This window comes from Pseudomonas putida group bacterium ESBL64 (assembly GCF_045277175.1).
GTDB lineage: Bacteria > Pseudomonadota > Gammaproteobacteria > Pseudomonadales > Pseudomonadaceae > Aquipseudomonas > Aquipseudomonas alloputida.
Window position 1 is genome coordinate 78,385 of record NZ_CP145799.1, and the last position, 21,549, is coordinate 99,933.

Annotated in this window: 18 protein-coding genes and 1 tRNA gene; 10 read left to right on the plus strand and 9 right to left on the minus strand. The window is 62.8% G+C overall.

Features of this window, described 5'->3' with window-relative positions; all coding sequences use genetic code 11:
• The first annotated feature begins 123 nt into the window (after positions 1 to 123).
• Entirely contained in the window at positions 124 to 1,314 is a 1,191-nt protein-coding gene (prpF, locus tag V6093_RS00385) for a 2-methylaconitate cis-trans isomerase PrpF (RefSeq protein ID WP_346641237.1), read from the plus strand.
• Positions 1,315 to 1,485: 171 nt separating this feature from the next.
• Positions 1,486 to 2,970, plus strand: a complete 1,485-nt coding sequence (prpD, locus tag V6093_RS00390; RefSeq protein ID WP_143999852.1) for a 2-methylcitrate dehydratase — start codon at positions 1,486 to 1,488, stop codon at positions 2,968 to 2,970.
• Positions 2,971 to 3,145: 175 nt separating this feature from the next.
• On the opposite strand, the gene acnB is transcribed toward prpD, so the two are convergent.
• Entirely contained in the window at positions 3,146 to 5,755 is a 2,610-nt protein-coding gene (gene acnB / locus V6093_RS00395) for a bifunctional aconitate hydratase 2/2-methylisocitrate dehydratase (protein ID WP_265978415.1), read from the minus strand.
• 405 nt (positions 5,756 to 6,160) lie between these two features.
• Here acnB and V6093_RS00400 point away from each other — a divergent pair, with 405 nt between their 5' ends.
• Entirely contained in the window at positions 6,161 to 6,643 is a 483-nt protein-coding gene (locus V6093_RS00400) for a DUF1289 domain-containing protein (protein WP_181318770.1), read from the plus strand.
• 10 nt (positions 6,644 to 6,653) lie between these two features.
• On the opposite strand, the gene queD is transcribed toward V6093_RS00400, so the two are convergent.
• The gene (gene queD, locus V6093_RS00405; RefSeq protein WP_003250327.1) at positions 6,654 to 7,010 is read right to left on the minus strand and encodes a 6-carboxytetrahydropterin synthase QueD; all 357 of its coding nucleotides are present in this window, start codon (positions 7,008 to 7,010) and stop codon (positions 6,654 to 6,656) included.
• Between the two features lie 53 nt (positions 7,011 to 7,063).
• Positions 7,064 to 8,143 carry a patatin-like phospholipase family protein gene (locus tag V6093_RS00410; protein WP_047604056.1) on the minus strand — a complete coding sequence of 360 codons (1,080 nt, stop codon included), beginning with the start codon at positions 8,141 to 8,143 and terminating at the stop codon, positions 7,064 to 7,066.
• A 219-nt stretch (positions 8,144 to 8,362) separates the two neighbouring features.
• Here V6093_RS00410 and V6093_RS00415 point away from each other — a divergent pair, with 219 nt between their 5' ends.
• The 5 genes from V6093_RS00415 to V6093_RS00435 all read left to right on the plus strand — a co-directional run bounded on the left by V6093_RS00415 (position 8,363) and on the right by V6093_RS00435 (position 12,446).
• Positions 8,363 to 8,671, plus strand: coding sequence for a PepSY domain-containing protein (locus V6093_RS00415; protein ID WP_265978307.1), 309 nt, complete (start codon positions 8,363 to 8,365; stop codon positions 8,669 to 8,671).
• The gene (locus tag V6093_RS00420; RefSeq protein WP_003250344.1) at positions 8,671 to 8,985 is read left to right on the plus strand and encodes a PepSY domain-containing protein; all 315 of its coding nucleotides are present in this window, start codon (positions 8,671 to 8,673) and stop codon (positions 8,983 to 8,985) included. Before V6093_RS00415 ends, V6093_RS00420 begins: the two co-directional genes overlap by 1 nt.
• A complete protein-coding gene (locus tag V6093_RS00425) occupies positions 8,986 to 9,654 on the plus strand; it encodes a response regulator transcription factor (protein WP_010953307.1) in 669 nt (222 codons plus the stop codon).
• Entirely contained in the window at positions 9,651 to 10,970 is a 1,320-nt protein-coding gene (locus tag V6093_RS00430) for a sensor histidine kinase (RefSeq protein ID WP_014861827.1), read from the plus strand. The genes V6093_RS00425 and V6093_RS00430 overlap by 4 nt, the downstream gene beginning before the upstream one ends.
• A gap of 321 nt (positions 10,971 to 11,291) precedes the next feature.
• Complete coding sequence (locus V6093_RS00435) at positions 11,292 to 12,446, plus strand: HPP family protein (RefSeq protein ID WP_047604054.1); 1,155 nt, start codon at positions 11,292 to 11,294, stop codon at positions 12,444 to 12,446.
• Here the strand turns inward: V6093_RS00435 and V6093_RS00440 are convergent.
• A complete protein-coding gene (locus tag V6093_RS00440) occupies positions 12,420 to 13,286 on the minus strand; it encodes a LysR family transcriptional regulator (RefSeq protein WP_019752036.1) in 867 nt (288 codons plus the stop codon). The two genes, V6093_RS00435 and V6093_RS00440, sit on opposite strands and share 27 nt — an antisense overlap.
• A 180-nt stretch (positions 13,287 to 13,466) precedes the next feature.
• Here V6093_RS00440 and V6093_RS00445 point away from each other — a divergent pair, with 180 nt between their 5' ends.
• On the plus strand, positions 13,467 to 15,356 hold the full coding sequence (locus V6093_RS00445) for a propionyl-CoA synthetase (RefSeq protein ID WP_265978312.1): 1,890 nt from the start codon (positions 13,467 to 13,469) through the stop codon (positions 15,354 to 15,356).
• Between the two features lie 88 nt (positions 15,357 to 15,444).
• Here V6093_RS00445 and V6093_RS00450 read toward each other — a convergent pair whose 3' ends face one another.
• From V6093_RS00450 to V6093_RS00460, 3 genes are all read right to left on the minus strand, one after another.
• Positions 15,445 to 16,671, minus strand: coding sequence for a hypothetical protein (locus tag V6093_RS00450; RefSeq protein ID WP_047604049.1), 1,227 nt, complete (start codon positions 16,669 to 16,671; stop codon positions 15,445 to 15,447).
• Positions 16,672 to 16,774: 103 nt separating this feature from the next.
• Positions 16,775 to 17,848: a cell division protein ZapE gene (zapE, locus tag V6093_RS00455; protein ID WP_143999855.1), complete on the minus strand. Its 1,074-nt coding sequence runs from the start codon at positions 17,846 to 17,848 to the stop codon at positions 16,775 to 16,777.
• A gap of 132 nt (positions 17,849 to 17,980) precedes the next feature.
• Positions 17,981 to 18,223 (minus strand): hypothetical protein, encoded by a 243-nt coding sequence (locus V6093_RS00460; RefSeq protein WP_003250356.1) that lies wholly within the window; start codon positions 18,221 to 18,223, stop codon positions 17,981 to 17,983.
• 259 nt (positions 18,224 to 18,482) lie between these two features.
• Between V6093_RS00460 and V6093_RS00465 the strand changes: the two genes are divergently transcribed.
• Positions 18,483 to 18,557 (plus strand) — tRNA-Gln (locus tag V6093_RS00465).
• A gap of 117 nt (positions 18,558 to 18,674) precedes the next feature.
• Here V6093_RS00465 and V6093_RS00470 read toward each other — a convergent pair.
• Both V6093_RS00470 and V6093_RS00475 read right to left on the minus strand, forming a co-directional pair.
• Positions 18,675 to 21,062, minus strand: coding sequence for a response regulator (locus V6093_RS00470; protein ID WP_265978314.1), 2,388 nt, complete (start codon positions 21,060 to 21,062; stop codon positions 18,675 to 18,677).
• A gap of 13 nt (positions 21,063 to 21,075) precedes the next feature.
• Positions 21,076 to 21,537 (minus strand): response regulator, encoded by a 462-nt coding sequence (locus tag V6093_RS00475; protein WP_003250360.1) that lies wholly within the window; start codon positions 21,535 to 21,537, stop codon positions 21,076 to 21,078.
• Positions 21,538 to 21,549: the final 12 nt, after the last annotated feature.

Sequence of the window (21,549 nt, forward strand, 5' to 3'; positions counted from 1 at the left end):
CTTTCGCGACACAAGGCCGCTCCCACAAAGGGCGGCGCAGTACCTGTGGGAGCGGCCTTGTGTCGCGAAAGGGCTGCAAGGCAGCCCCAGGGTATTTCACCGGACTATCAGGATGCCCAAAAAATGGCACATGTACCCCAGATCAAAATCCCCGCCACGTACATCCGCGGCGGCACCAGCAAAGGCGTGTTCTTCCGCCTGCAAGACCTGCCCGAGCAGGCGCAAATTCCAGGCCCCGCTCGCGACGCACTGCTGCTGCGGGTAATCGGCAGCCCCGACCCTTACGGCAAGCAGATCGACGGCATGGGCGGCGCCACGTCCAGTACCAGCAAGACCGTCATCCTGTCGCAAAGCATCAAGCCCGAACACGATGTCGACTACCTGTTTGGCCAGGTCAGCATCGACAAGGCCTTCGTCGACTGGAGTGGCAACTGCGGCAACCTGTCCGCTGCGGTCGGTTCGTTTGCCATCAGCAGTGGCCTGGTCGACCCGGCGCGTATTCCGCGCAATGGCATCGCCACCGTGCGCATCTGGCAAGCCAATATCGGCAAGACCATCATCGCTCACGTTCCGATCACCGAAGGCGAAGTGCAAGAGACCGGCGACTTCGAGCTGGACGGGGTCACGTTCCCGGCCGCCGAGGTGCAACTGGAGTTCCTTGACCCCGCCGCCGACGAAGACGGTGCCGGGGGGGCTATGTTCCCCACCGGCAAGCTGGTCGATGACTTGGAGGTGCCCGGTGTGGGCACCCTGAAGGCGACGTTGATCAATGCCGGCATCCCGACCATTTTCCTCAATGCCGCCGACATTGGTTATAGCGGTACGGAACTGCAGGATGCCATCAACGGTGACCCCCAGGCGCTGCTGCGTTTCGAGACCATTCGTGCCTATGGAGCAGTGCGCATGGGCCTGATCGAAAACGTCGACCAGGCTGCCGGGCGTCAGCACACGCCGAAAGTCGCTTTCGTCGCGCCGCCGAGCACCTACACTGCGTCCAGTGGCAAGGCGGTGCAGGCCGATGAGATCGACCTGTTGGTGAGGGCCTTGTCGATGGGCAAGCTGCACCATGCCATGATGGGTACGGCTGCGGTGGCAATTGGCACTGCGGCGGCCATTCCGGGCACGCTGGTCAACCTCGCCGCTGGCGGTGGCGAGCGCAGCGCTGTGCGTTTCGGTCATCCTTCGGGCACCCTGCGGGTCGGAGCCGAGGCACGCCAGGTGAAGGGTGAGTGGACGGTAACCAAGGCAATCATGAGCCGTAGTGCTCGCGTGCTGATGGAGGGCTGGGTTCGCGTGCCTGGCGACAGCTTCTAACGCACCACTGGCGCTCGGCTTTAGTTCGTTGGGGCCGCCAAGCGGCCCTTTGCGGGCTTGCCCGCTGCCACAGGGTAACCACAGGCTCTGAATGCTGTGGTCAACCTGTGGGAGCGGGCAAGCCCGCGAAGGGCTGCACAGCAGCCCCGGCAATTCTGAAGGGAGCTGGATATGAGCGCCAACGTAGACCTCAACGACCGCCCGGATTACGACCGGGTGCTACAAACCCTGGCCGATTACGCCCTCGGCTACCGGGTCGAATCCCTCGAGGCCCTGGACACCGCGCGCAACTGCCTGATGGACACCCTCGGTTGCGGCCTTCTCGCCTTGCGCTTCCCTGAGTGCACCAAGCTCCTTGGCCCTCAGGTGGAAGGCACGCTGGTCCCGAATGGTGCTCGCGTCCCCGGTACCTCCTATCGCCTCGACCCGGTCAAGGCCGCCTGGGACATTGGCTGCACGGTGCGCTGGCTGGACTACAACGACACCTGGCTGGCCGCCGAATGGGCTCATCCCTCGGACAACCTTGGCGGCATCCTGGCAGTGGCTGACCACCTGTCACAGAAACGGGTTGCCGCGGGTGAACAGCCACTGCTGATGCGTGATGTGCTGGAGGCGATGGTCATGGCGCATGAGATCCAGGGCGTGCTGGCGCTGGAAAACGCCTTCAACCGTGTCGGCCTCGATCACGTGATTCTGGTGAAGGTCGCCTCGACCGCCGTGTGTGCCAGGCTGATGGGGGCCAATCGTGAGCAGATGCTCTCGGCCTTGTCCCACGCCTTCGTCGACGGCCAGGCCCTTCGTACCTATCGCCATGCGCCCAACGCCGGTTCGCGCAAGTCCTGGGCTGCGGGTGACGCCTCCAGCCGAGGTGTGCGCCTGGCCGACATCGCCTTGCGCGGGGAGATGGGCGTGCCGGGCGTGCTCACGGCGTCGCAGTGGGGGTTCTACGATGTTTCGTTCAGCCACACCAACAAAGACCTGGCGCTCAAGCCCGCCGGGCAGTACGAGCTGCGCCTGCCCCAGGCGTTGGGCAGCTATGTGATGGAAAACGTGCTGTTCAAGGTCAGTTTCCCTGCCGAGTTCCACGCCCAGACCGCCTGTGAGGCAGCAGTAGCCCTGCATCCACTTGTTCGTAATCGTCTGCATGAAGTCGATCGCATCGTCATCACCACCCAGGAATCAGCGATCCGCATCATCTCCAAGAGCGGCCCACTGGCCAATGCCGCCGACCGTGACCACTGCCTGCAGTACATGGTGGCCGTGCCACTGATCTTTGGTCATCTGGTGGCCGAGCATTATGAGGACGCCTTCCATGCCAACCACCCCAGTATCGACCGCCTGCGCGAGAAGATGGAGGTGGTGGAAGACCCGCGCTTCAGTCGCGAGTACCTGGAGCCGGACAAGCGTTCGATCGCCAACGCGCTGCAGGTGTTCTTCAAGGATGGCAGCAGCACCGAGCAAGTGGTGGTGGAGTACCCGATCGGGCATCGTCGGCGGCGCGGGGAGGGGATACCGTTGCTGGAGGCCAAGTTCAGGGCCAACCTGGCGACCCGCTTTGCCCGGCAGCGGTGTCAGCAGGTTTTCGAACTGTGCAAGGACCAGCAGAAGCTGGAAGGCACGGCTGTGCACAGGTTCGTGGACTTGTTTGTGATATGAGGTGGCCTGTGCCGGCCGCTTCGCGGCTAAAGCCGCTCCTACAGGGGCATGCGCAGGTCTGGAACACCGTGGGAGCCCTGTAGGAGCGGCTTTAGCCGCGAAATGGCCGGCACAGGCCCAAACAACAAAGCCCCGGCATCGCTGCCGGGGCTTTGTTTACAACCTGTAACTCAGCTTACGCCTGAACCACCGGGATCTTGGCGTTGGCTGCCGCTTCGCGGAACTCGGCAATCTGGTCGAAGCTCAGGTAGCGGTAAACGTCGGCAGCCATGCTGTCGATGTCTTTCGCGTACTGCATGTACTCTTCGACGGTCGGCAGTTTGCCGATGATCGAAGCGACAGCGGCCAGCTCGGCCGATGCCAGGTACACGTTGGTCGCGTCGCCCAGACGGTTCGGGAAGTTACGGGTCGAGGTGGAGACCACGGTCGAACCGGTCTGCACACGTGCCTGGTTGCCCATGCACAGCGAGCAGCCTGGCATTTCCATGCGTGCACCGGCCTTGCCGTAGATGCCGTAGTAGCCTTCTTCGGTCAGCTGGTGAGCGTCCATCTTGGTTGGCGGAGCCAGCCACAGACGGGTCGGAATGCCACCCTTGACCTTCTCCAGCAGCTTGCCGGCAGCGCGGAAGTGACCGATGTTGGTCATGCACGAACCGATGAACACTTCGTCGATCTTCTCGCCTTGTACCGAGGACAGCAGGCGGGCATCGTCCGGGTCGTTCGGCGCGCAGAGCACAGGCTCTTTGACGTCGGCCAGGTCGATTTCGATGATTTCGGCGTATTCGGCATCGGCGTCGGCCGACAGCAGTTCAGGCTTGGCCAGCCAGGCTTCCATGGCCTGGGCACGGCGCTCCAGGGTGCGGGCATCGCCGTAGCCTTCGCCGATCATCCAGCGCAGCAGGGTGATGTTGGACTGCAGGTACTCGGCGATGGCCTTTTCCGGCAGCTTGATGGTGCAACCGGCAGCGGAACGCTCGGCCGAGGCGTCGGACAGCTCGAAGGCTTGCTCGACGGTCAGTTCGTCCAGGCCTTCGATTTCCAGGATGCGGCCGGAGAAGGCGTTTTTCTTGCCTTTCTTCTCGACGGTCAGCAGGCCCTTCTGGATGGCGTAGTAAGGGATGGCATGAACCAGGTCACGCAGGGTGATGCCTGGTTGCAGTTTGCCCTTGAAGCGCACCAGGATCGATTCTGGCATGTCCAGTGGCATGACGCCGGTGGCGGCAGCGAAGGCCACCAGGCCGGAACCGGCCGGGAACGAGATGCCGATCGGGAAGCGGGTGTGCGAGTCGCCACCGGTACCTACGGTGTCAGGCATCAGCATGCGGTTCAGCCAGCTGTGGATGATGCCGTCGCCTGGGCGCAGCGACACGCCGCCACGGGTGCGGATGAAGTCTGGCAGGGTGTGGTGGGTGGTGACGTCGATCGGCTTCGGATAGGCCGCGGTGTGGCAGAACGACTGCATGACCAGGTCAGCAGAGAAGCCCAGGCATGCCAGGTCTTTCAGCTCGTCGCGCGTCATCGGGCCCGTGGTGTCCTGGGAGCCGACGGTGGTCATTTTTGGCTCGCAGTAGGCGCCTGGGCGCACGCCCTGGCCTTCTGGCAGGCCACAGGCACGGCCGACCATTTTCTGCGCCAGGGTGAAGCCCTTGCCGGAATCGGCAGGCTGCTCTGGTTTCTTGAACAGGTCGGAAGCACCCAGGCCCAGCTCGGCGCGGGCTTTTTCGGTCAGGCCACGGCCGACGATCAGCGGGATACGGCCGCCAGCGCGGACTTCATCCAGCAGCACTTCGGTTTTCAGCTCGAAGTTGGTGACCAGCTCGTCGCTGTCGTGACGGCGTACTTCACCTTTGTATGGGTAAACGTCGATGACGTCGCCCATGCCCAGGTTGGTGCAGTCGAATTCGATCGGCAGGGCGCCGGCGTCTTCCATGGTGTTGTAGAAGATCGGGGCGATCTTGGTGCCGAAGCAGAAGCCACCGGCACGCTTGTTCGGCACGTACGGGATGTCGTCGCCGAAGAACCACAGTACCGAGTTGGTAGCGGATTTACGCGAGGAACCGGTACCGACCACGTCGCCGACATAGGCAACCGGGAAGCCCTTGGCCTTGACGGCTTCGATCTGGGCCAGCGGGCCGACCGAACCAGGCTGCTGCGGCTCGATGCCGTCGCGGGCCATTTTCAGCATGGCCAGGGCGTGCAGCGGAATGTCAGGGCGCGACCAGGCGTCCGGGGCAGGCGACAGGTCGTCGGTGTTGGTTTCGCCAGGCACCTTGAACACGGTCAGGGTGTACTTCTCGGCGATGGCCGGGCGCGAGGTGAACCACTCGCCGGCAGCCCAGGATTCCAGGACGGCCTTGGCGTGCTTGTTGCCGGCCTTGGCTTTTTCGGCCACGTCGTGGAAGGCATCGAACATCAGCAGGGTGTGCTTGAGCTGTTCGGCCGCGACGGCGCCCAGTTCGGCGTCATCCAGCAGTGCGACCAGCGTTTCGATGTTGTAGCCGCCCTGCATGGTGCCCAGCAGTTCGGTGGCGTGCTTGCGGTCGATCAGTGGCGACTTGGTTTCGCCCTTGGCAACGGCGGAGAGGAAAGCGGCCTTGACGTAGGCAGCTTCGTCGACCCCTGGCGGTACGCGGTTGGTGATCAGGTCTACGAGGAAGGCTTCTTCGCCGGCCGGCGGGTTTTTCAGCAGCTCGACCAGGCCTGCAGTTTGTTCGGCGTTCAGCGGCTGGGGAACGATACCCAGTGCGGCGCGCTCTTCGATGTGTTTGCGGTAGGCTTCAAGCACAGTTATTTCCCTCATCAGTGGTCCCTAAAGGGGGTCCGGGACGCTTATCCAGCATTCAATGCACCCATGCGCTGCCGCGGCTTTGTGGGCCGCCCAACCAGGGTCGCAAGGAATCCTTACAGAAGCTGCTTTCAAAGTTTTACGCCTGCAGAACGGGGACTGATGAGGGCTGGCGCGGGCATGCGAGGGATGCATGGCCCGGGCCAACGCCGTTCTACCGGATCAACTGTGCTCGTGACGCTTTGAAAACAGCTTCCAACGGACATTGTTGCCTTTGAAAAGGCCGGATGATTCTACGGTAAAAAAAGCCTGAAGGTAAGGCGGTGTTCATGACTTTAACGAGTGACCCTGGTTAGACAAAGGGCTAACATGGGCCTGTGTTCCATCGCCAAGCTGTTGTTTTTCATGTCCAACAAGTCCATCAAAACCCCTTGCGTCGGCCTGTGCTCCACGGTGTACGGAGACACGGTGTGCCGTGGCTGCAAGCGTTTTCACCACGAAGTGATCAACTGGAACGGCTACGACGACACGCAGAAGCGTGCCGTGTGGTTGCGCCTTGAGCAGCTGCTGGTGCAGGTGATGATGGCCAAGCTTGAGGTGTTCGACAAAGGCCTGCTGCGCCAGCAACTGGAGCAGCGCTCCATCCGCTTTGTCGAGCAGCAGTCGGCGTATTGCTGGGCTTACCAGCTGATTGCCCGCGGGGCGCGGATGATCCGTGATCTGGAGGCCTATGGCATGGCGTTGCTGCCGGAGTTCCGTAACTGGGAACTGCCCCAATTGCGCGATGCGATCGATCGCGAGTTCTTCCTGCTTTCAGAGGCGCACTACCAGCGCTACATCGCCCCCAGCTTCCTGCGCGATGCCATGGGCAGCGCGCAGGGCCAGTGAGCCGGGCGAATCAGTCGCCGGTGTATTCGCAACCGCTGGTGCAGGTTTCGTGGATGCGCACCTTGGACAGCTCCGGCATCAGCGGCTTGACCTGGTCCCAGATCCACTTGGCGATCACTTCGCTGGTGGGGTTCTCCAGGCCGGGGATGTCGTTCAGGTAGTTATGGTCCAGCTGATCATAGATCGGCTTGAAGATCGCCTTGACCTCGGCGAAGTCGCGGATCCAGCCCGTGTGCGGGTCGAGCGGGCCGGTCAGGTGCAGGCCGACCTTGAACGAGTGGCCATGCAAACGGCCGCATTTGTGCCCTTCAGGGACGTGGGGCAGGCGGTGGGCCGATTCGAATGTGAATTCCTTGAAAATTTCCACGCTGTCATAACTCTGTGTGAATCAATAATGCGCGCAGTCTACCAGCATGGCCGCTACAAGGCTTGCAGGCGTTCATGCAGCCGCCCGGTGGCGGTCAGTTCCAGCAGTTCATCACCCAGGCGCCGGCTTTCGGCAATGGCCTTGTACCAATAGCGCTTGCGCCCTGGCGCATCGCCCATGAAGCGCTTGAAGTCGTTGCGGTCGGGCAGTTTGCCGTAGGGCAGGGCGGCCAGGTATTGCGGCGAAGGCGTCATCAGCAGCACGTTTTGCAGGCGGGTGGCATCGCCCTTGCGCCAGGGCAGGGCCTTGTCGAACCAGCCGGGTACGACCTTGTCGGTGAAGTGCGGGTACAGCACCAGGTCGTCGCCGCGGTAGGGCAGGTCGAGGTGATAGTCGAGCAGGCCGCCGTCGCGGTAGGTGCCGGCGCCGGCACCGGGGATGTCTTTCACGCCCTGCATGACCATCGGTATCGACCCGGAAGCAAGCAGGGCGTGGCGCAGGTTGGTCAAGTCCAGCGGCAGGTAGCGTGAGGGGAAGTCGGTCAGCGTGTCGAGCGGCGGCGCGGCGCGCCCATCGTGCAGAATGATGCGCTCGAAGTGGCGGGCCAGGCGCGAACGGCCCAGGAGGTTACTGGCAACCACCGAGCCCAGGCCCAGGCCCAGGCGGCCGCGATGGTCGTGAGCGAGCTGGCCATGGCTTTTCACCACCAGAATGTTCAGGCGGTAGTGTGGGTTGGCCAGCAGCTGGCCGTCGCGGCCCTCCAGCAGGTCATCGAGCATGCGTTGGCAGCTGCGGCTGATTTCGGCCGGGGTGACGCCCTTGGCAAAATCCTGCTCGGTGTATAGCTCGCCCAGGCGACGGATGCCGGCGACCGGGTCGTCGAGGCAGGCGCTGGCAAAGCGCCAGGCACCGATCGAAGCACCGATCAGGGCACGCTGACGGGGTGCCGAGGGTAGCCACTCGCCGAACAGCGCCAGGTCAAGGCCCTGGATGCCCAGCGGCTTTGGCCCACCCGCCGCGCCCGGCAATACCCCGACATCGGCCGCCTGCAGGCCGCGCTCGCGGATGTGTCGCAAGGCACGCTGGCCGGCCTTGAAGGTGAGGGCGGGGTATTTGATGTGGATGGCGCTCATGGCGGGTCTCTTGGGCGAAAAGCAGCCGTTACAGATAACACACCTGTAGGTGCCTGTATTGGCCCTTTCGCAGCACAAGGCCGCACCTTGCACGGGGCCGAGTCGGGTTGGCGGCGTAACTGCGCTATCATGCCGCCAGCTGTTTTCAGGTTGAATTAAGGACCGCTGGTTAATCTTAACCCCGTAGACAACTTGCACAGTTCTCAGGAGAGAAGAACGATGAAAACCATGACTGCCCTGATCACCGCCGCTGCCCTTGCCCTGGGCGCCAATGCCGCCTTCGCCAAGGACGTTCAGCCTGACGAAGTGGTCAAACTGGTCAACGCCAAGACCATCAAGTCGCTGGAGGAGCTCAAGGCCGCTGCCGTGGCCAAGCACCCAGGCGCCACCGTCACTGACTCGGAGCTTGAAGACGAGTACGGCCGCTACATCTACAAGGTCGAACTGCGTGATACGCAGAACGTCGAATGGGACGTCGACATGGATGCCAAGACCGGTGAGGTACTCAAGGACGCACGAGACAACTGATGATCCATGTATCCCGGACGGCACGTTACCTGGCGCTCTCGCTGCTTGCCGTCTGCTCCTTGGCTGTTGCCCGCGACCTGGACCAGGATGAAGCCCTGAAGCTCCGTCAGAAGGGCATCATCCTGCCGCTCGAGCAACTGCTCGAGACCGCCCTGGGGCGTCACCCCGGGGCGCGTCTGCTGGAAGCCGAGCTGGAAGAAGACGATGATCGCTACGAATATGAAGTCGAGTTGCTGACGACTGAAGGTGTGGTACGCGAGATCAAGCTCGATGCCAGCACCGGCGCCCTGCTCAAAGACGAGGAAGATGACTGAATGCGCCTGTTGCTTGTCGAGGACAACGTACCGTTGGCCGATGAACTGACCGCCGGCCTGCAGCGCCAGGGCTATGCCGTGGACTGGCTGGCTGATGGCCGTGACGCGGTTTACCAGGGGCAAAGCGAGCCTTACGACCTGATCATCCTGGACCTCGGCCTGCCTGGCTTGCCTGGCCTGGACGTGCTGGCCCAGTGGCGCGCCGCTGGCCTGGCCACACCGGTATTGATCCTCACCGCCCGCGGCTCCTGGGCCGAGCGCATCGAAGGGCTGAAGGCCGGGGCTGACGATTACCTGAGCAAGCCCTTCCACCCCGAAGAGCTGCAACTGCGCATCCAGGCGTTGCTGCGCCGCGCCCGTGGCCTGGCCAATCAGCCGAAGCTGGAAGCGGCCGGCCTGCACCTTGACGAAAGCCGTCAGTGCGTGAGCCGCGACGGGGTGGATGTGCAACTGACCGCCGCCGAGTTCCGCCTGCTGCGCTACTTCATGCTGCACCCGCAGCAGATCCTGTCCAAAAGCCACCTGGCCGAGCACCTCTACGACGGTGAAACCGAGCGCGACTCGAACGTGCTGGAGGTCCACGTCAACCATTTGCGCCGCAAGCTGGGCCGCAGTGTGATCGAAACCCGTCGCGGGCAAGGCTACATCTATGCCGGGAGCGGCGAGTGAAGTCGATCCAGGCGCGCCTGAGCCTGGGCCTGGTGGCGGTGCTGGTGGTGGTCGGCGTGGTGCTGGCGCAACTGACCTTGTGGCTGTTCGAGGCCGGCCTGCAACGTTATCTGGAAAACGGCCTGCGCAACGAAAGCGAGAACCTTCTGGTGGCATTGGTGCGCGGGCCTTCCGGCCTGCAGCTGGATGAGCGGCGCATCTCGGCTGCCTATCAGCGGCCGTTTTCCGGTTACTACTTCCGCATCGATTTCGACCAGGGTACCTGGAGGTCTCGTTCGCTGTGGGACCTGGACATGCCCAAGCCCGCAGCGCCCGGGCTTTCCGATAGCCATGAACTCGGCCCGGAAGGCCAGCAACTGCTGGCCCTGCGTGCCGACTACCGGCGCCTGGGCCAGGACATTTCGATCAGTGTGGCTCAGGACTATTCGCCGGTGCGCGAAGGTTTTCGGCGCTTGCAGCAGATCGGCCTGGGCATGGGCCTGGTGGCGCTGATCCTGATTCTGGTGCTGCAGCGCATCACGGTTACCCGCTCGCTGCGGCCGCTGGAGCGGGCGCGCCAGCAGATCGCCCAGCTGCAGCAGGGGCAGCGCTCGCAGCTGGATGCCGAGGTGCCCAGCGAGTTGGTACCGCTGGTGGGGCAGATCAACCATTTGCTTAGCCATACCGAAGACAGCCTGCGCCGTTCACGCAATGCCCTCGGTAACCTCGGCCATGCGCTGAAGACGCCGCTGGCGGTGCTGCTGAGCCTGGCCTCCAGTGAACGCTTGCAGGGTCTGCCGGAGGTACGGGCGCAAATGCGTGAGCAGTTGCAGCAGATTCAGGAACGCCTGGCGCGCGAGCTGAACCGTGCGCGCCTGGCAGGGGATGCGCTGCCGGGCGCGCAGTTCGATTGTGATGCCGAACTGCCGGGGTTGCTCGGGACCTTGGGCATGATTCATGGCGAGGGCCTGCTGCTGGCAAGTGATGTGTCGCCCGGGCTGTTGTTGCCCTGGGACCGCGAGGACGTTCTGGAACTGTTGGGTAATCTGCTGGACAACGCCTGCAAGTGGGCAGACAGCGAAGTGCGCGTGGGTATCGCGCCGAACGCCGAGGGCTACCGGCTGTGGGTTGATGACGACGGCCCGGGTATTGCGCAAGACCAGCGGCAGCAGGTGCTGGAGCGTGGTTCGCGGCTGGACGAACAGGTGGCTGGGCATGGGCTGGGGTTGGGCATCGTGCGCGATATCGTTGACGCATGGGGCGGCCGCCTGGCCTTGCTGGAGAGCCCGCTGGGCGGCCTGCGGGTGAGCATCGACCTGCCGCGCAAGGCTCGTTAATGCCGGGGCCGCTGTGCGGCCCATCGCGACACAAGGCCGCTCCCACAGGTGTACGCAATCCCCTGTGGGGCCTTGTGTCGCGAAAGGGCGCGCAGTGCCCCTTTGGCCCTATCAGTACTGCAAAAAAATTGCAGTACAGCCGCAGTTTTTTGAATTAGCCCAAATTCCCCCCACCCGGCAAAATCCTCCCCACGAAACCCTGCGGTTTCCATCTCTCCACGGACGGAGCCCCTTGTGGTATTGCATGCGCAATACGAGGCCCAGGCCAACTCGGCTGGGCTTTCTTTTTAAACAGAAAAACCAAAGATCCCGATTGCCCAAATGTCTGCCTCGCGTTCCGAAAGTCGTCTGCAGCGGCTGTTGCCGGCCCCTCTCAACATCCCCCCAAAAGAATGGTTGCGTGCCGGTATCGGTGCGCTGCTTGGCCTTTTCCTCGCGGGCTGGCTGACCAGCATGGTCTATGGCCCCAGCATCGCCCTGCACTTGCTCGGCCCGCTGGCAGCCTCGGCGGTACTGGTGTTTGCGGTGCATTCCGGCCCCTTGGCCCAACCTTGGCCGGTGTTGGGCAGCTACGCCCTGGCGGGTGCAGTGGGGCTGGCCATGCGTGAAGGCTTCGGCGCCGAGCTGTGGGTGGCCGCTGCGGCGCTCGGCATCTCGATCCTGGTCATGTGCCTGTTGCGCTGCCTGCACCCGCCGGGTGGCGGTGTGGCAGTGAGCGCGGTGCTGGCCGACCCGGGGTTGACCGCCATGGGCGATCACCTGCTGGAGCCGGTGCTGCTCAATGCGCTGATCCTGGTGACAGTGGCAATCGCCTACAACCGTTTGACGGGTGTGCGCTACCCGAAAGGCACGGTGCCACGCAAAGACCTGCACCACACCCATGACCCGCTGCCCGGCGAGCGGGTCGGCATCCGCAGTGAAGACCTGGACCAGGCCCTGGAAGAGCTGGGCGAGTTCGTCGATGTCACCCGTGACGAGCTGGAGCGCATCATCCTCGCCACCGAGCAGCACGCCCTGCAGCGCAGCCTTGGCGGTATCACCGCGGCCTCGGTGATGTCCCGCGATGTGCAGTTCGTCACGCCTGATACCACGCTGGAGCAGGCCTGGAAAATGCTCGCCAGCCATCACCTGAAAACCCTGCCAGTCCTGCAGCACGGCAAGCTTGTAGGCATCGTCAGCCTCAGCGACCTGGTTGGCCCGGCGATGCAGCGTGGGCGTTTCAGCTGGCGCGGTCTGTTCGGCCGCCAGGCGGTGCGCATGGCGCAAGTGATGAGCAGGCGGGTTGTCAGTGTCAGCAGCCAGCACCCGTTGGAACGCCTGCTGCCCTTGTTGTGCGAACAAGGCCTGCACTGCTTGCCGGTGCTTGATGCCGACAAGCTGGTGGGGGTGATCACCCAGACCGACCTGATCGCCGGCCTCAAGCGTCAGTTGCTCAGCAAGACCGAGGCTTCAGATAACCGGGTCCCAGCGTTGTGACCAGTCGCTGGCGCCGGCAGCTACCAGCCGGCGCAGGATCGCGAAGGCCTGTTGCAGGGCTTCGCTGTCACGTTTACGCGGGTACACCAGAAAGGTCGGGTAGGTGAACTCCGGTGCCTGCGGTACCCGCTCGAACACGCCGCTGTCCAGATAGGCCTGCACCACCCGCGTGCGGAAGTAGCCACTGCCACCTTGGTCGAGTATGAACTGCAGGGCCAGCGGGCCAAGGTTGAAACTTAGCGCCGGGCGTGCGCAGTCGGGCAGGGCCGCATCATGCTGGCGGCGGAAGGCCTCGCCCCAGTCGATGTAGATGTACGGCTCGGGCCGCTCGACCCGGCGCACGCGAATCAGCTTCTCTTCCATCAACTGCTCCACCTGCAGGCCTGGACCGTAGGTCGGCTGGTAGACCAGCGCGGCGTCCAGCAAGCCCATCTCGACCTTGCGCAGCAGCGACTCTCCATCGCTCACCTCGCTGCGGATGGCATGGCTGGGCAGTTCACGGTACAGGGCACTTACCCAGTCGAGCATCATCGGGTTGCCCAGGCTCACCTCTCCGCCCACATGCAGCACCTGCTGGCAACCTTCAGGCAACGGCAGGTCGCGGCGCGCGGCTTCCCAGGTTTGCACCAACTGGTTGGCATAACTGACGAACGCTTCGCCATCGCTGGTCAGGCTGGCGCCGCTGCGGCTACGCACGAACAACTGGCAACCCAGTTGCTGTTCCAGGCGCTGCACGCGCGCGGTGATCGCGGTTTGTGACACGAACAGGCGTTCGGCCGCGGCGACCAGGCTGCCGCAACGCACTATTTCCAGGAAGGTACGGGCCTGATCGATGTCCATGGGCTGCTCGGTGTTTGAAGGGGTTGCCTATTCTAGAGGCTTTGCACCGTTATGGGGCGCTATTGCGTTGTCTGCAAATTTGCAGGTCGGTTGTGACTTTAGTCCCATGGCGGCGCGGGTATAGCGGTCCATACTCAAGTTTCGCCCTTCAATAACAACAAGTACCGGGTTTCTAACGACATGAGCTACCAGCACAGCTACGCCCACTCCATTTCCGACCCTGCCGCGTTCTGGGCGGAACAGGCCGCACACCTGGCCTGGCACCGCAAGCCTGCCTTGACCCTGCAAGACAACGCCGACGGTACCCACCGCTGGTTCGCTGACGGCCGCCTCAACAGCTGTTACCTGGCCCTCGATCACCAGATCGAGCAGGGCCGGGGCGAGCAGTTGGCGCTGATCTACGATTCGCCAGTGACCGGCGTGCAGCAGACCTACACCTACAACCAGTTGCGCGACGAGGTAGCACGCCTGGCCGGTTTGCTGCGCCAGCTGGGGGTGAACAAGGGCGATGGGGTGATCATCTACATGCCCATGGTGCCGCAGGCGGCCATGGCGATGCTGGCCTGCGCGCGGATTGGCGCCGTGCATTCGGTGGTGTTCGGTGGCTTTGCTGCCAACGAGTTGGCCTTGCGCATCGATGACGCCCGGCCCGCCTTGTTGCTGACGGCATCGTGCGGGCTGGAGTTCGACCGGGTCATTGCCTACAAACCGCTGGTTGACCGCGCCCTGCAACTGGCCCGGCACCAGCCGCGCAATGTGCTGGTACTGCAGCGGCCGAAGGCGCATGCCGAACTGCTGCCGGGCCGCGACCTGGACTGGCAGGCGGCCTTGGCCGGCGCAGAACCGGTGGCACCAGTCGAACTCGATGCCGGCGACCCGCTGTACATCATGTACACATCGGGCACCACCGGCAAACCCAAGGGTATCGTCCGGGAAAACGGCGGCAATGCCGTGGCGCTGTGTTATGCCATGCGCCATATCTATGGCATGCAGGCTGGCGATGTGTGGTGGGGCATATCCGACGTCGGTTGGGTGGTCGGCCATTCACTGATCGTCTACGGGCCGTTGATGAGCGGCTGTACCACCGTCTTCTACGAAGGCAAGCCGATCCGTACCCCGGACGCGTCGGCCTACTGGCGGGTGGTTGAGCAGTACCAGGTCAACGCGCTGTTCTGTGCACCGACGGCCATGCGCGCCATCCGCAAGGAAGATCCGGAGGGCGAACTGATTCGCAAACATGACCTCCGCTCGCTGCGTCAACTATTCCTGGCGGGGGAAAAGCTCGATTCCAGCACCCATGAATGGCTGGAGCGGGTAAGTGGCAAACCGGTGCACGACCACTGGTGGCAGACCGAGACCGGCTGGCCGGTCACCGCGCCGTGCGTCGGGTTGGAGGGCAGCGCCGCGAAGCCAGGGTCGAGCAACCGGGCGGTGCCTGGCTACAACGTTCGCGTGCTGGATGACGAAGGCCACTTGCTCGGGCCTAACCATCAGGGGGCGATCGTGATTGCCCTGCCATTGCCACCTGGTTGCAGTCAGACGCTGTGGGGTGATCACGAACGCTACCTGCAGGCCTACCTGCACACGTATCCGGGTTACTACCACACGGGCGATGGCGGCTATCTGGATGACGAAGGCTTTGTCTACATCATGGGTCGCACCGATGATGTGATCAACGTGTCCGGGCATCGGCTTTCCACGGGTGAGATGGAGGACTTGGTGGCGCGCCATCCGGCGGTGGCCGAGTGCGCGGTGATCGGCGTGCACGACGAGATCAAGGGCCAGGTGCCGTTGGCGCTGGTGGTGCTCAAGGACGGCGAGGGCATTGCCGAAGCTCAGCTGCTGGTGGACCTGGTAGGCCGTGTGCGCGATGAGATCGGCCCACTGGCCTGTTTCAACCAGGTGCGGTTGGTGAAACGCTTGCCCAAGACCCGCTCTGGCAAGATTCTGCGGGCGGTGCTGCGCAAGATTGCCGATGGGCAGGATTATGTGCCGCCTTCGACCCTGGATGACCCGGCAGTGCTGGGCGAGATTGAAGCGGTGCTGGCGGATTTGCCCAGGGCGGGGTAATCAACGCCAGCATTGACTGAGTATCGGTAGCCCCGCTCGCATGATGCTGGAGCGCGACGGGGCCATCCGTCTATCAAGACGCCAAGTGTTACAAGGGGTGGCGGGCAATGAACTCCTTGCCCCTCAGCTCTATGATTTCCTGGTCTTCGTAAGTCAAGGTGAGCAGGGTATAGGGCTCGGGGTATTCAGGCGTGATCAACCAGCCTTGGTCACCGAATGCGGTATCCACATGGCCATTTTCGTCCAGTCGAACGATGGCGATTGGCATCTGATCTTCGATTGGGGACACCGCGCGGCAGCCCACCAGGACGCCGCTGCCATGCGGCGTGAGCGCGAATGCGATTGTCCGCTCGAATTCAGGTCGTTTGAAAATGATGGCCTGGCCATCGTTGAAGCGATTGTCCACGGTGCCGTCCAGTTTCAGGCAGTGTACAAAGCCACTTTGGTTGGTGCCGGTACCAGCGTTGCCTGTCAGATAAAGGCGGTCGTGGGCTTGAGTGGTAGCGTGTACGGCAATATAAGCGAGATCTGGATGGCCGGGCAGGCGTTTGACAATCCAGATGCCTTGCTCGGCAAAGCCCGATAACACGGCGCCGTTCTTGTCGCATGCTCCAACCCATGCCTGCGTTTCATCACTGCCCACGCGGTGGTCGCCGCAATAATGGAAGCCAGCATGTTCAGTACCGCGGTAACGGGCGTTTACGGCAAGTGTCTGTAGAGCGCGGCCTTGCCAACGGAAGTGCCTGCGCATACCTACTTCATTGAAGGAGGTATCCAGATTGCCTTGCATATCGAACTGTGCGAGCCCGGAGTTGACCATCTGGCGGAGTTTACCATCCGGGAATTGCGGCACGCTGCCCGCATAACCCTCAGCACCATCAAGCCTTGGCTGGGCTGCCTCTGAGGTGTCGTCCGGCTCGACTGGATAAGGATGTATTTTATATCCCTGGTGGCCGAAATCGATATCCATGGCGCCTGACGCCTTGTTCAGGCGGAAAATGGCAAAGTTATCGGAGCTCCGAAGCGCTACACCGCAAAGGAGGTGTTCGCCGTCGACAACGAAGCAGAAGTAGTCGCCCCATTCCCCTGGCATAGGGATGCGTACGGTGCCGTTGTCGCCAAATGCCTCGACTGCCCTGCCATCGGGCGTAAGCTTGGTAACTACCGTTGTGGGTTCACCCAGACGGTCCCGCGAGGCCCAGCAACTGTAGAAGAAACCCTCTACCAGATAAGGCGGGCGGTAGACGATTTCGTTTCGGATGTCATCAGGCAGTTGAAGATCAATACGGGTCCATGCTTCTTGTTTCGTGATCATGATGAAGGCCCTTCGTAAGTGAGCCTCCATTAAAGGGCTGAGTCGCTGGACTGTCTGCTGGCAAAACTGACAGTTGCCTATTCAACAACGCTCATGATTCGCATCAGCCCGGACCGAGCGGGTGCAGCTGCCCCAAGCGGCTGCGGGTACGCATCAGGTCGGCCAGTGGGCCGCCCAGGCTCTCTTCCAGCGGATGTTTACCTATGACAACCACCCGCCGGTCCTGGTCATACAGCACGTCTACCAGGTTGACGAAGCGCTGCTGAGCCGCCAGCGAACACGCGGACAGATCGTCCAGCCCGTCGATGATCCACTCGTCATACTCCCTGGCCAGCACCAGGTAGTCGATGACCGCGGTGGCTTTTTCGCACAGGTCGTCAAAGCCAAGCATCACCCGCCGGCCATCAATGGCCAGCGCCCGCAGCGGGCGGTTGTTCACCTCCAGTATCACCGGTTGTTCGTTCGGCACGTTCAGCGCCTGGCGCTGCGCCGCATCACCCGGCCAGACATAATGGCCCTGGGTAAAACGCTGATGCTCGCGGTTGGCCGGCAAGCTGCGAAAATCCGTGTCGCCACCGACTTCGAGCACGTGCATCGAGCTGTTGATCAGGCGAATGACCGGCAGAAAACGCTCGTGATACAGCGGGTTGGGCAACAGCCCTTCGGGCGCGTAGTTAGAGGTCACCAGCAGGTACACGCCACGGGCGAACAAGGCGTTGAACAGCCGGGTGAGCAGCATGGCATCGCCTATGTCATGCACGTGGAATTCATCGAAGCACAGCACCCGGCAACCACCCACCAGCTCGTCCAGCGTTGCGCCCAGCGCGTCGTCCAGCGCCCGGTGGCGGTGCATGCCCTGGTGCAGGCGTGCAAAGAAATCATGAAAATGCAGGCGCAGCTTGGCGGCTATCGGCACGGCCTGGAAAAAGCCATCGAGCAGCCAGCTTTTACCCCGGCCGACCGAGCCGTACAGGTACAGACTGCGCGGTTGACCTTGTTCAAGCTGCGTCAGTTGTTCGGCCATGCAGTGGATTACCCGCCGCTGACCGTCACTCAGCTGATAACCGCGGCTGTGCGCCTTGTCCTCGAACCAGCCGAGCAGCTCGCTCTGTTGATTGGCGGTGCCGCGCAAGCGTTGGCCAAGCTGGCGCAGCGGGGTGGGGATCCAGGCAGACAAAAGCAACGCTCCTTGGGCGATGGCGGGGCAGCCTGCAGCTTGCCCGAGAGCGGCCATTTTGACTAATAGAGAAAGTGCCGGGCAATCATCACTTCTTGCGATAGGTCTGGCCGCCTCTTGTGCCTGTGCGGGCTATGACTTTCGCTCCAGCTGGCGCTCGATCATGTACTTCACCGCCAGGCGACGCTCCTTGAGGTGGCGCAGGTCTTCGTCGACGAAGTTACCGGCCGATATCGATTCGGCAGCCAGCACCTGGTTGTCGATGTCCACGTACTCGTCCAGCAGGCGATCCAGCGCCTTGTCCTGCTGGCGGCGCTGCTGGACGATTTCGCGCGGGTAGTGCAGGTCCTGGTAGAGGTCGTGAGAGACAGGCATGGGGTCCTCCTTGGTCAATGCAATGGGCTTACCTGATTGGAAGTGCGGAATGCGATTGTGTTGAAGCGAGGCGGGCGGAAACCGACGGACGGTCGCTGCACCAGCACCGAAATGACTAACTCGCTGTTTTTTGGCAATTTTTTTTATCAGGGGGGTTCACAGACCGAAAGTTTGTTGTTAAAGTGCCGCGCATTCCAAGACAACAACCCAGTTGTCACTCAGTTGGAATTGTCAGAGCAGCAAATGCTGCATCCGATACAGGGGCGTCGCCAAGCGGTAAGGCAGCAGGTTTTGATCCTGCCATGCGTTGGTTCGAATCCAGCCGCCCCTGCCATTTTTCAAGATTCAAACGTATTTAACCCGGTGCCAGGAAAGATGAGCACTGGGTTTTCGCGTTTTTGTGATTTTTCGCGCCTCCGCGCCTCCTGAGCGCGGGTCGTGCCGTACCGGGTTACCCGGAAATCCCCAGCATTTCGTTCAGCGCCCTGGCCAGTTCATCAGCCTGCACCGGTTTCTGGATCACCAGGCTGCCCGGCAGTTCCAGCCCCTGCAAGTCCGCATAACCGGTAAGAAACACCACCGGCACGCGGGGGTACCGTTCGCGGGCAGCCAGCGCCAGTTGTGCACCATTGAACTCGGGCATGGCGAAATCAGTCAGCAGCAGGTCAATATCGTCATCCAGCAATGCCAATGCCTGCTCGCCGCTGTGCGCCTGGCGCACCTGGTAGCCGTATTGGCGTAACACATCGCCAAGCATGTCGCGCACCAGGTGGTCGTCATCCACCAGCAGCACCGTGCGGTTATGGCCGCTTTCGCTGATTGACTGACTGAGCACTGCTGCTACGGGTTCGTTCACCATCTCCTCTTTTACCGCCGGCAGGTATACCGCCACCTCGGTACCGCGACCGAGTGTGGTGTCGATGCGCACGCCGCCACCGGACTGCTTGGCAAAGCCGAACACCTGGGCCAGGCCCAGGCCCGAACCTTTGCCAATGTCCTTGGTGGTAAAGAAAGGCTCGAATACCTTGGCCAGCACGTCTTCGCTCATGCCGCAACCGGTATCGCGGATGCTCAGCATCACGTACTCGCCCGGGTCTGGGTCTTCCGGACGTTGCGGGCGCTGGTCGATGTGGGTGTTGCGCGTTGTCAGGGTCAGCTGACCGCCGTCGGGCATGGCATCGCGGGCATTGATCGCCAGGTTGAGGATGATCATCTCGGTCTGGGTGGGGTCGGTCAGTGCCTGCCACAGGGCCAGGTCCAGGTCCAGACGCACCGAAACGTTGCCACCCAGCGTGCGGCGCAGCAGCTCTTCCAGGCCGGCCAGGGTACGGTTGAGGTTCAGCGGCACCGGCTCCAGACGCTGGCGGCGGGAGAAGGCCAGCAACTGCGAGGTCAGCTTGGCACCACGCTCACCCGCTTCGCGGATATGGGTGAGGCGAGTGCGGGCCTTGTCCAGGTCGGCCTTGGCCAGGTCGCGCTCCAGAAAGCTGGCACCGGTGAGTATCACCGTCAGCAGGTTATTGAAGTCATGCGCCACGCCAGCCGTCAGTTGCCCAACCGCTTCCAGCCGCTGCATCTGCTGCAGAGCGGCCTCGATGCGCTCGCGCTCGTTGATCTGTTCGCGCAGCCGGGCGTTGGCATCTGCCAGGCCCAGGGCGGCTTCGCGCTCGCTGGTGATGTCGCGTGCCACCACGTACAGCAGGGTGTCCTCCGGCACCACCACCCATGACAGCCAGCGCTGTTGGCCGCCGGCATGCAGGATGCGGCCGACAAAGCGTGCGCTGGTGCGGCCGTGGGAGAGGGCGGCCAGTTCGGTGAGTAACTGTTCCTGGTCGTGCTCAGGCAGCAGGTGCAGCAAGGAGGACTGGCTCAGGCGTTCGCGCGAGAAGCCCAGGCTGGCTTCCCAGGCGGGGTTCAGTGCGACCGGGGTCAGGTCTTTGTTCAGCACGGCCAGCAAGTCTTGCGACAGCTCCCAGGCACGATCGCGTTCGCGGGTACGGCGCTCAACCCGCTCGCCAAGCATCTCGTTCAGCTGACGCAGCGCCTGGGTGGCCTGGCGTTGCGTGTGGATGTCCTGCAGTACGCCTGAAAAGCGAACGCACTGATCATCGACGAACTGGCTCTGGCCGCTGCTCAGCAACCAGCGAGGCTCCAGGCCATTGGGTTGCGCGATCCGAAACTCCACGCGGTAATGACCGCCGCTTTCCGGGCGCATGGCATGTTCCACTGCCTCGCGCACCAGTGGCAGGTCATCGGGGTAGATGCCGGCGTAGAACACTTCAAGGCTCATTTCGGTGCTGGTGGGCACGCCGAACAAGGTCTTGCAGCGATCATCCCACAGCAACAGGCCCTCTTGCGGGCGCAGGTCCCAGGTGCCCATGCCGGCGGCGTCGATGGCAATGCGAGCACGTGCTTCGACGTCCGCCAGGGCCTCTTCGGCGCGGCGACGGCGTTGGCGTTCCTGCACTTCGCTCAGGGCTCGGCGCACGGCTTTGGGCAGCAGTGGCAGGTTCTTCTTCAGCACATAGTCGGTCGCGCCCAGGCGGATCATTTCCACCGCGTGCTCTTCGCCATAAATGCCGGACAGGAATATGAACGGGATGTCGGGTGCCAGGCGTTGGGCGATGGCCAGCACTTCGGTGCCGGATGAGCCTGGTAGCACGCAGTCACACAAGATCAGGTCGTAGCGGGCCTGGCGCAGGGCATGTTCGACACCTGCATGGTCGAACACCAGCTGTGACTGAACATGCAGCCCGCTGCGCTCCAGGCGCATCAGGGTCAGCTCGGCGTCCATCGAGCTGTCTTCGACCATCAGTATTTTCAACGGCGTTTGCTGCATCGTCGCGGCGGCCTCAGTTGCTACCGCGACGGTTCAGTCGCAGTGAGCCGGGTGGCGGTTCGTTTAGCACTGCCCAGAATACCCCGAGGTCGGAGATGGCGGTGACGAATTCCTTGAACTCCACGGGTTTGACCACATAAGCGTTTACCCCCAGCTCGTAGGCGCGCAGCAGGTCGGGCTCTTCGCGCGAAGAGGTCAGCATCACGGTGGGGATGCTGCGCAGTTCGGCAGTGGCGCGCACTTCCTTGAGCACTTCCAGGCCGTCGACCTTCGGCAGTTTCAGGTCGAGTAACAGCACGGCAGGGTTGCCGTCATCGCGCTCGGCATAGGCGTTGCGGCGCAGCAAGTAGTCGAGCGCATCGGCGCCGTCACGCAGCACGATGACCTCGTTGGCCAACTGGCTGCGCTCCAGGGCCAGCAGGGTCAGCTCCAGGTCTCGGGGATTGTCTTCGACCAGCAGAATGGGCTTGAGCATGATGGTAGCGGT

Excerpts from the sequence above, each read along its gene's own strand:
- V6093_RS00470 (WP_265978314.1), bottom strand. The coding sequence starts at position 21,062 with ATGCAGCAAACGCCGTTGAAAATACTGATGGTCGAAGACAGCTCGATG.
- V6093_RS00460 (WP_003250356.1), bottom strand. The coding sequence starts at position 18,223 with ATGCCTGTCTCTCACGACCTCTACCAGGACCTGCACTACCCGCGCGAA.
- V6093_RS00425 (WP_010953307.1), top strand. The coding sequence starts at position 8,986 with ATGCGCCTGTTGCTTGTCGAGGACAACGTACCGTTGGCCGATGAACTG.
- V6093_RS00415 (WP_265978307.1), top strand. The coding sequence starts at position 8,363 with ATGAAAACCATGACTGCCCTGATCACCGCCGCTGCCCTTGCCCTGGGC.
- V6093_RS00475 (WP_003250360.1), bottom strand. The coding sequence starts at position 21,537 with ATGCTCAAGCCCATTCTGCTGGTCGAAGACAATCCCCGAGACCTGGAG.
- prpD (WP_143999852.1), top strand. The coding sequence starts at position 1,486 with ATGAGCGCCAACGTAGACCTCAACGACCGCCCGGATTACGACCGGGTG.
- V6093_RS00450 (WP_047604049.1), bottom strand. The coding sequence starts at position 16,671 with ATGATCACGAAACAAGAAGCATGGACCCGTATTGATCTTCAACTGCCT.
- V6093_RS00400 (WP_181318770.1), top strand. The coding sequence starts at position 6,161 with ATGTCCAACAAGTCCATCAAAACCCCTTGCGTCGGCCTGTGCTCCACG.
- V6093_RS00435 (WP_047604054.1), top strand. The coding sequence starts at position 11,292 with ATGTCTGCCTCGCGTTCCGAAAGTCGTCTGCAGCGGCTGTTGCCGGCC.
- V6093_RS00410 (WP_047604056.1), bottom strand. The coding sequence starts at position 8,143 with ATGAGCGCCATCCACATCAAATACCCCGCCCTCACCTTCAAGGCCGGC.
- V6093_RS00420 (WP_003250344.1), top strand. The coding sequence starts at position 8,671 with ATGATCCATGTATCCCGGACGGCACGTTACCTGGCGCTCTCGCTGCTT.
- prpF (WP_346641237.1), top strand. The coding sequence starts at position 124 with ATGGCACATGTACCCCAGATCAAAATCCCCGCCACGTACATCCGCGGC.
- V6093_RS00445 (WP_265978312.1), top strand. The coding sequence starts at position 13,467 with ATGAGCTACCAGCACAGCTACGCCCACTCCATTTCCGACCCTGCCGCG.
- V6093_RS00440 (WP_019752036.1), bottom strand. The coding sequence starts at position 13,286 with ATGGACATCGATCAGGCCCGTACCTTCCTGGAAATAGTGCGTTGCGGC.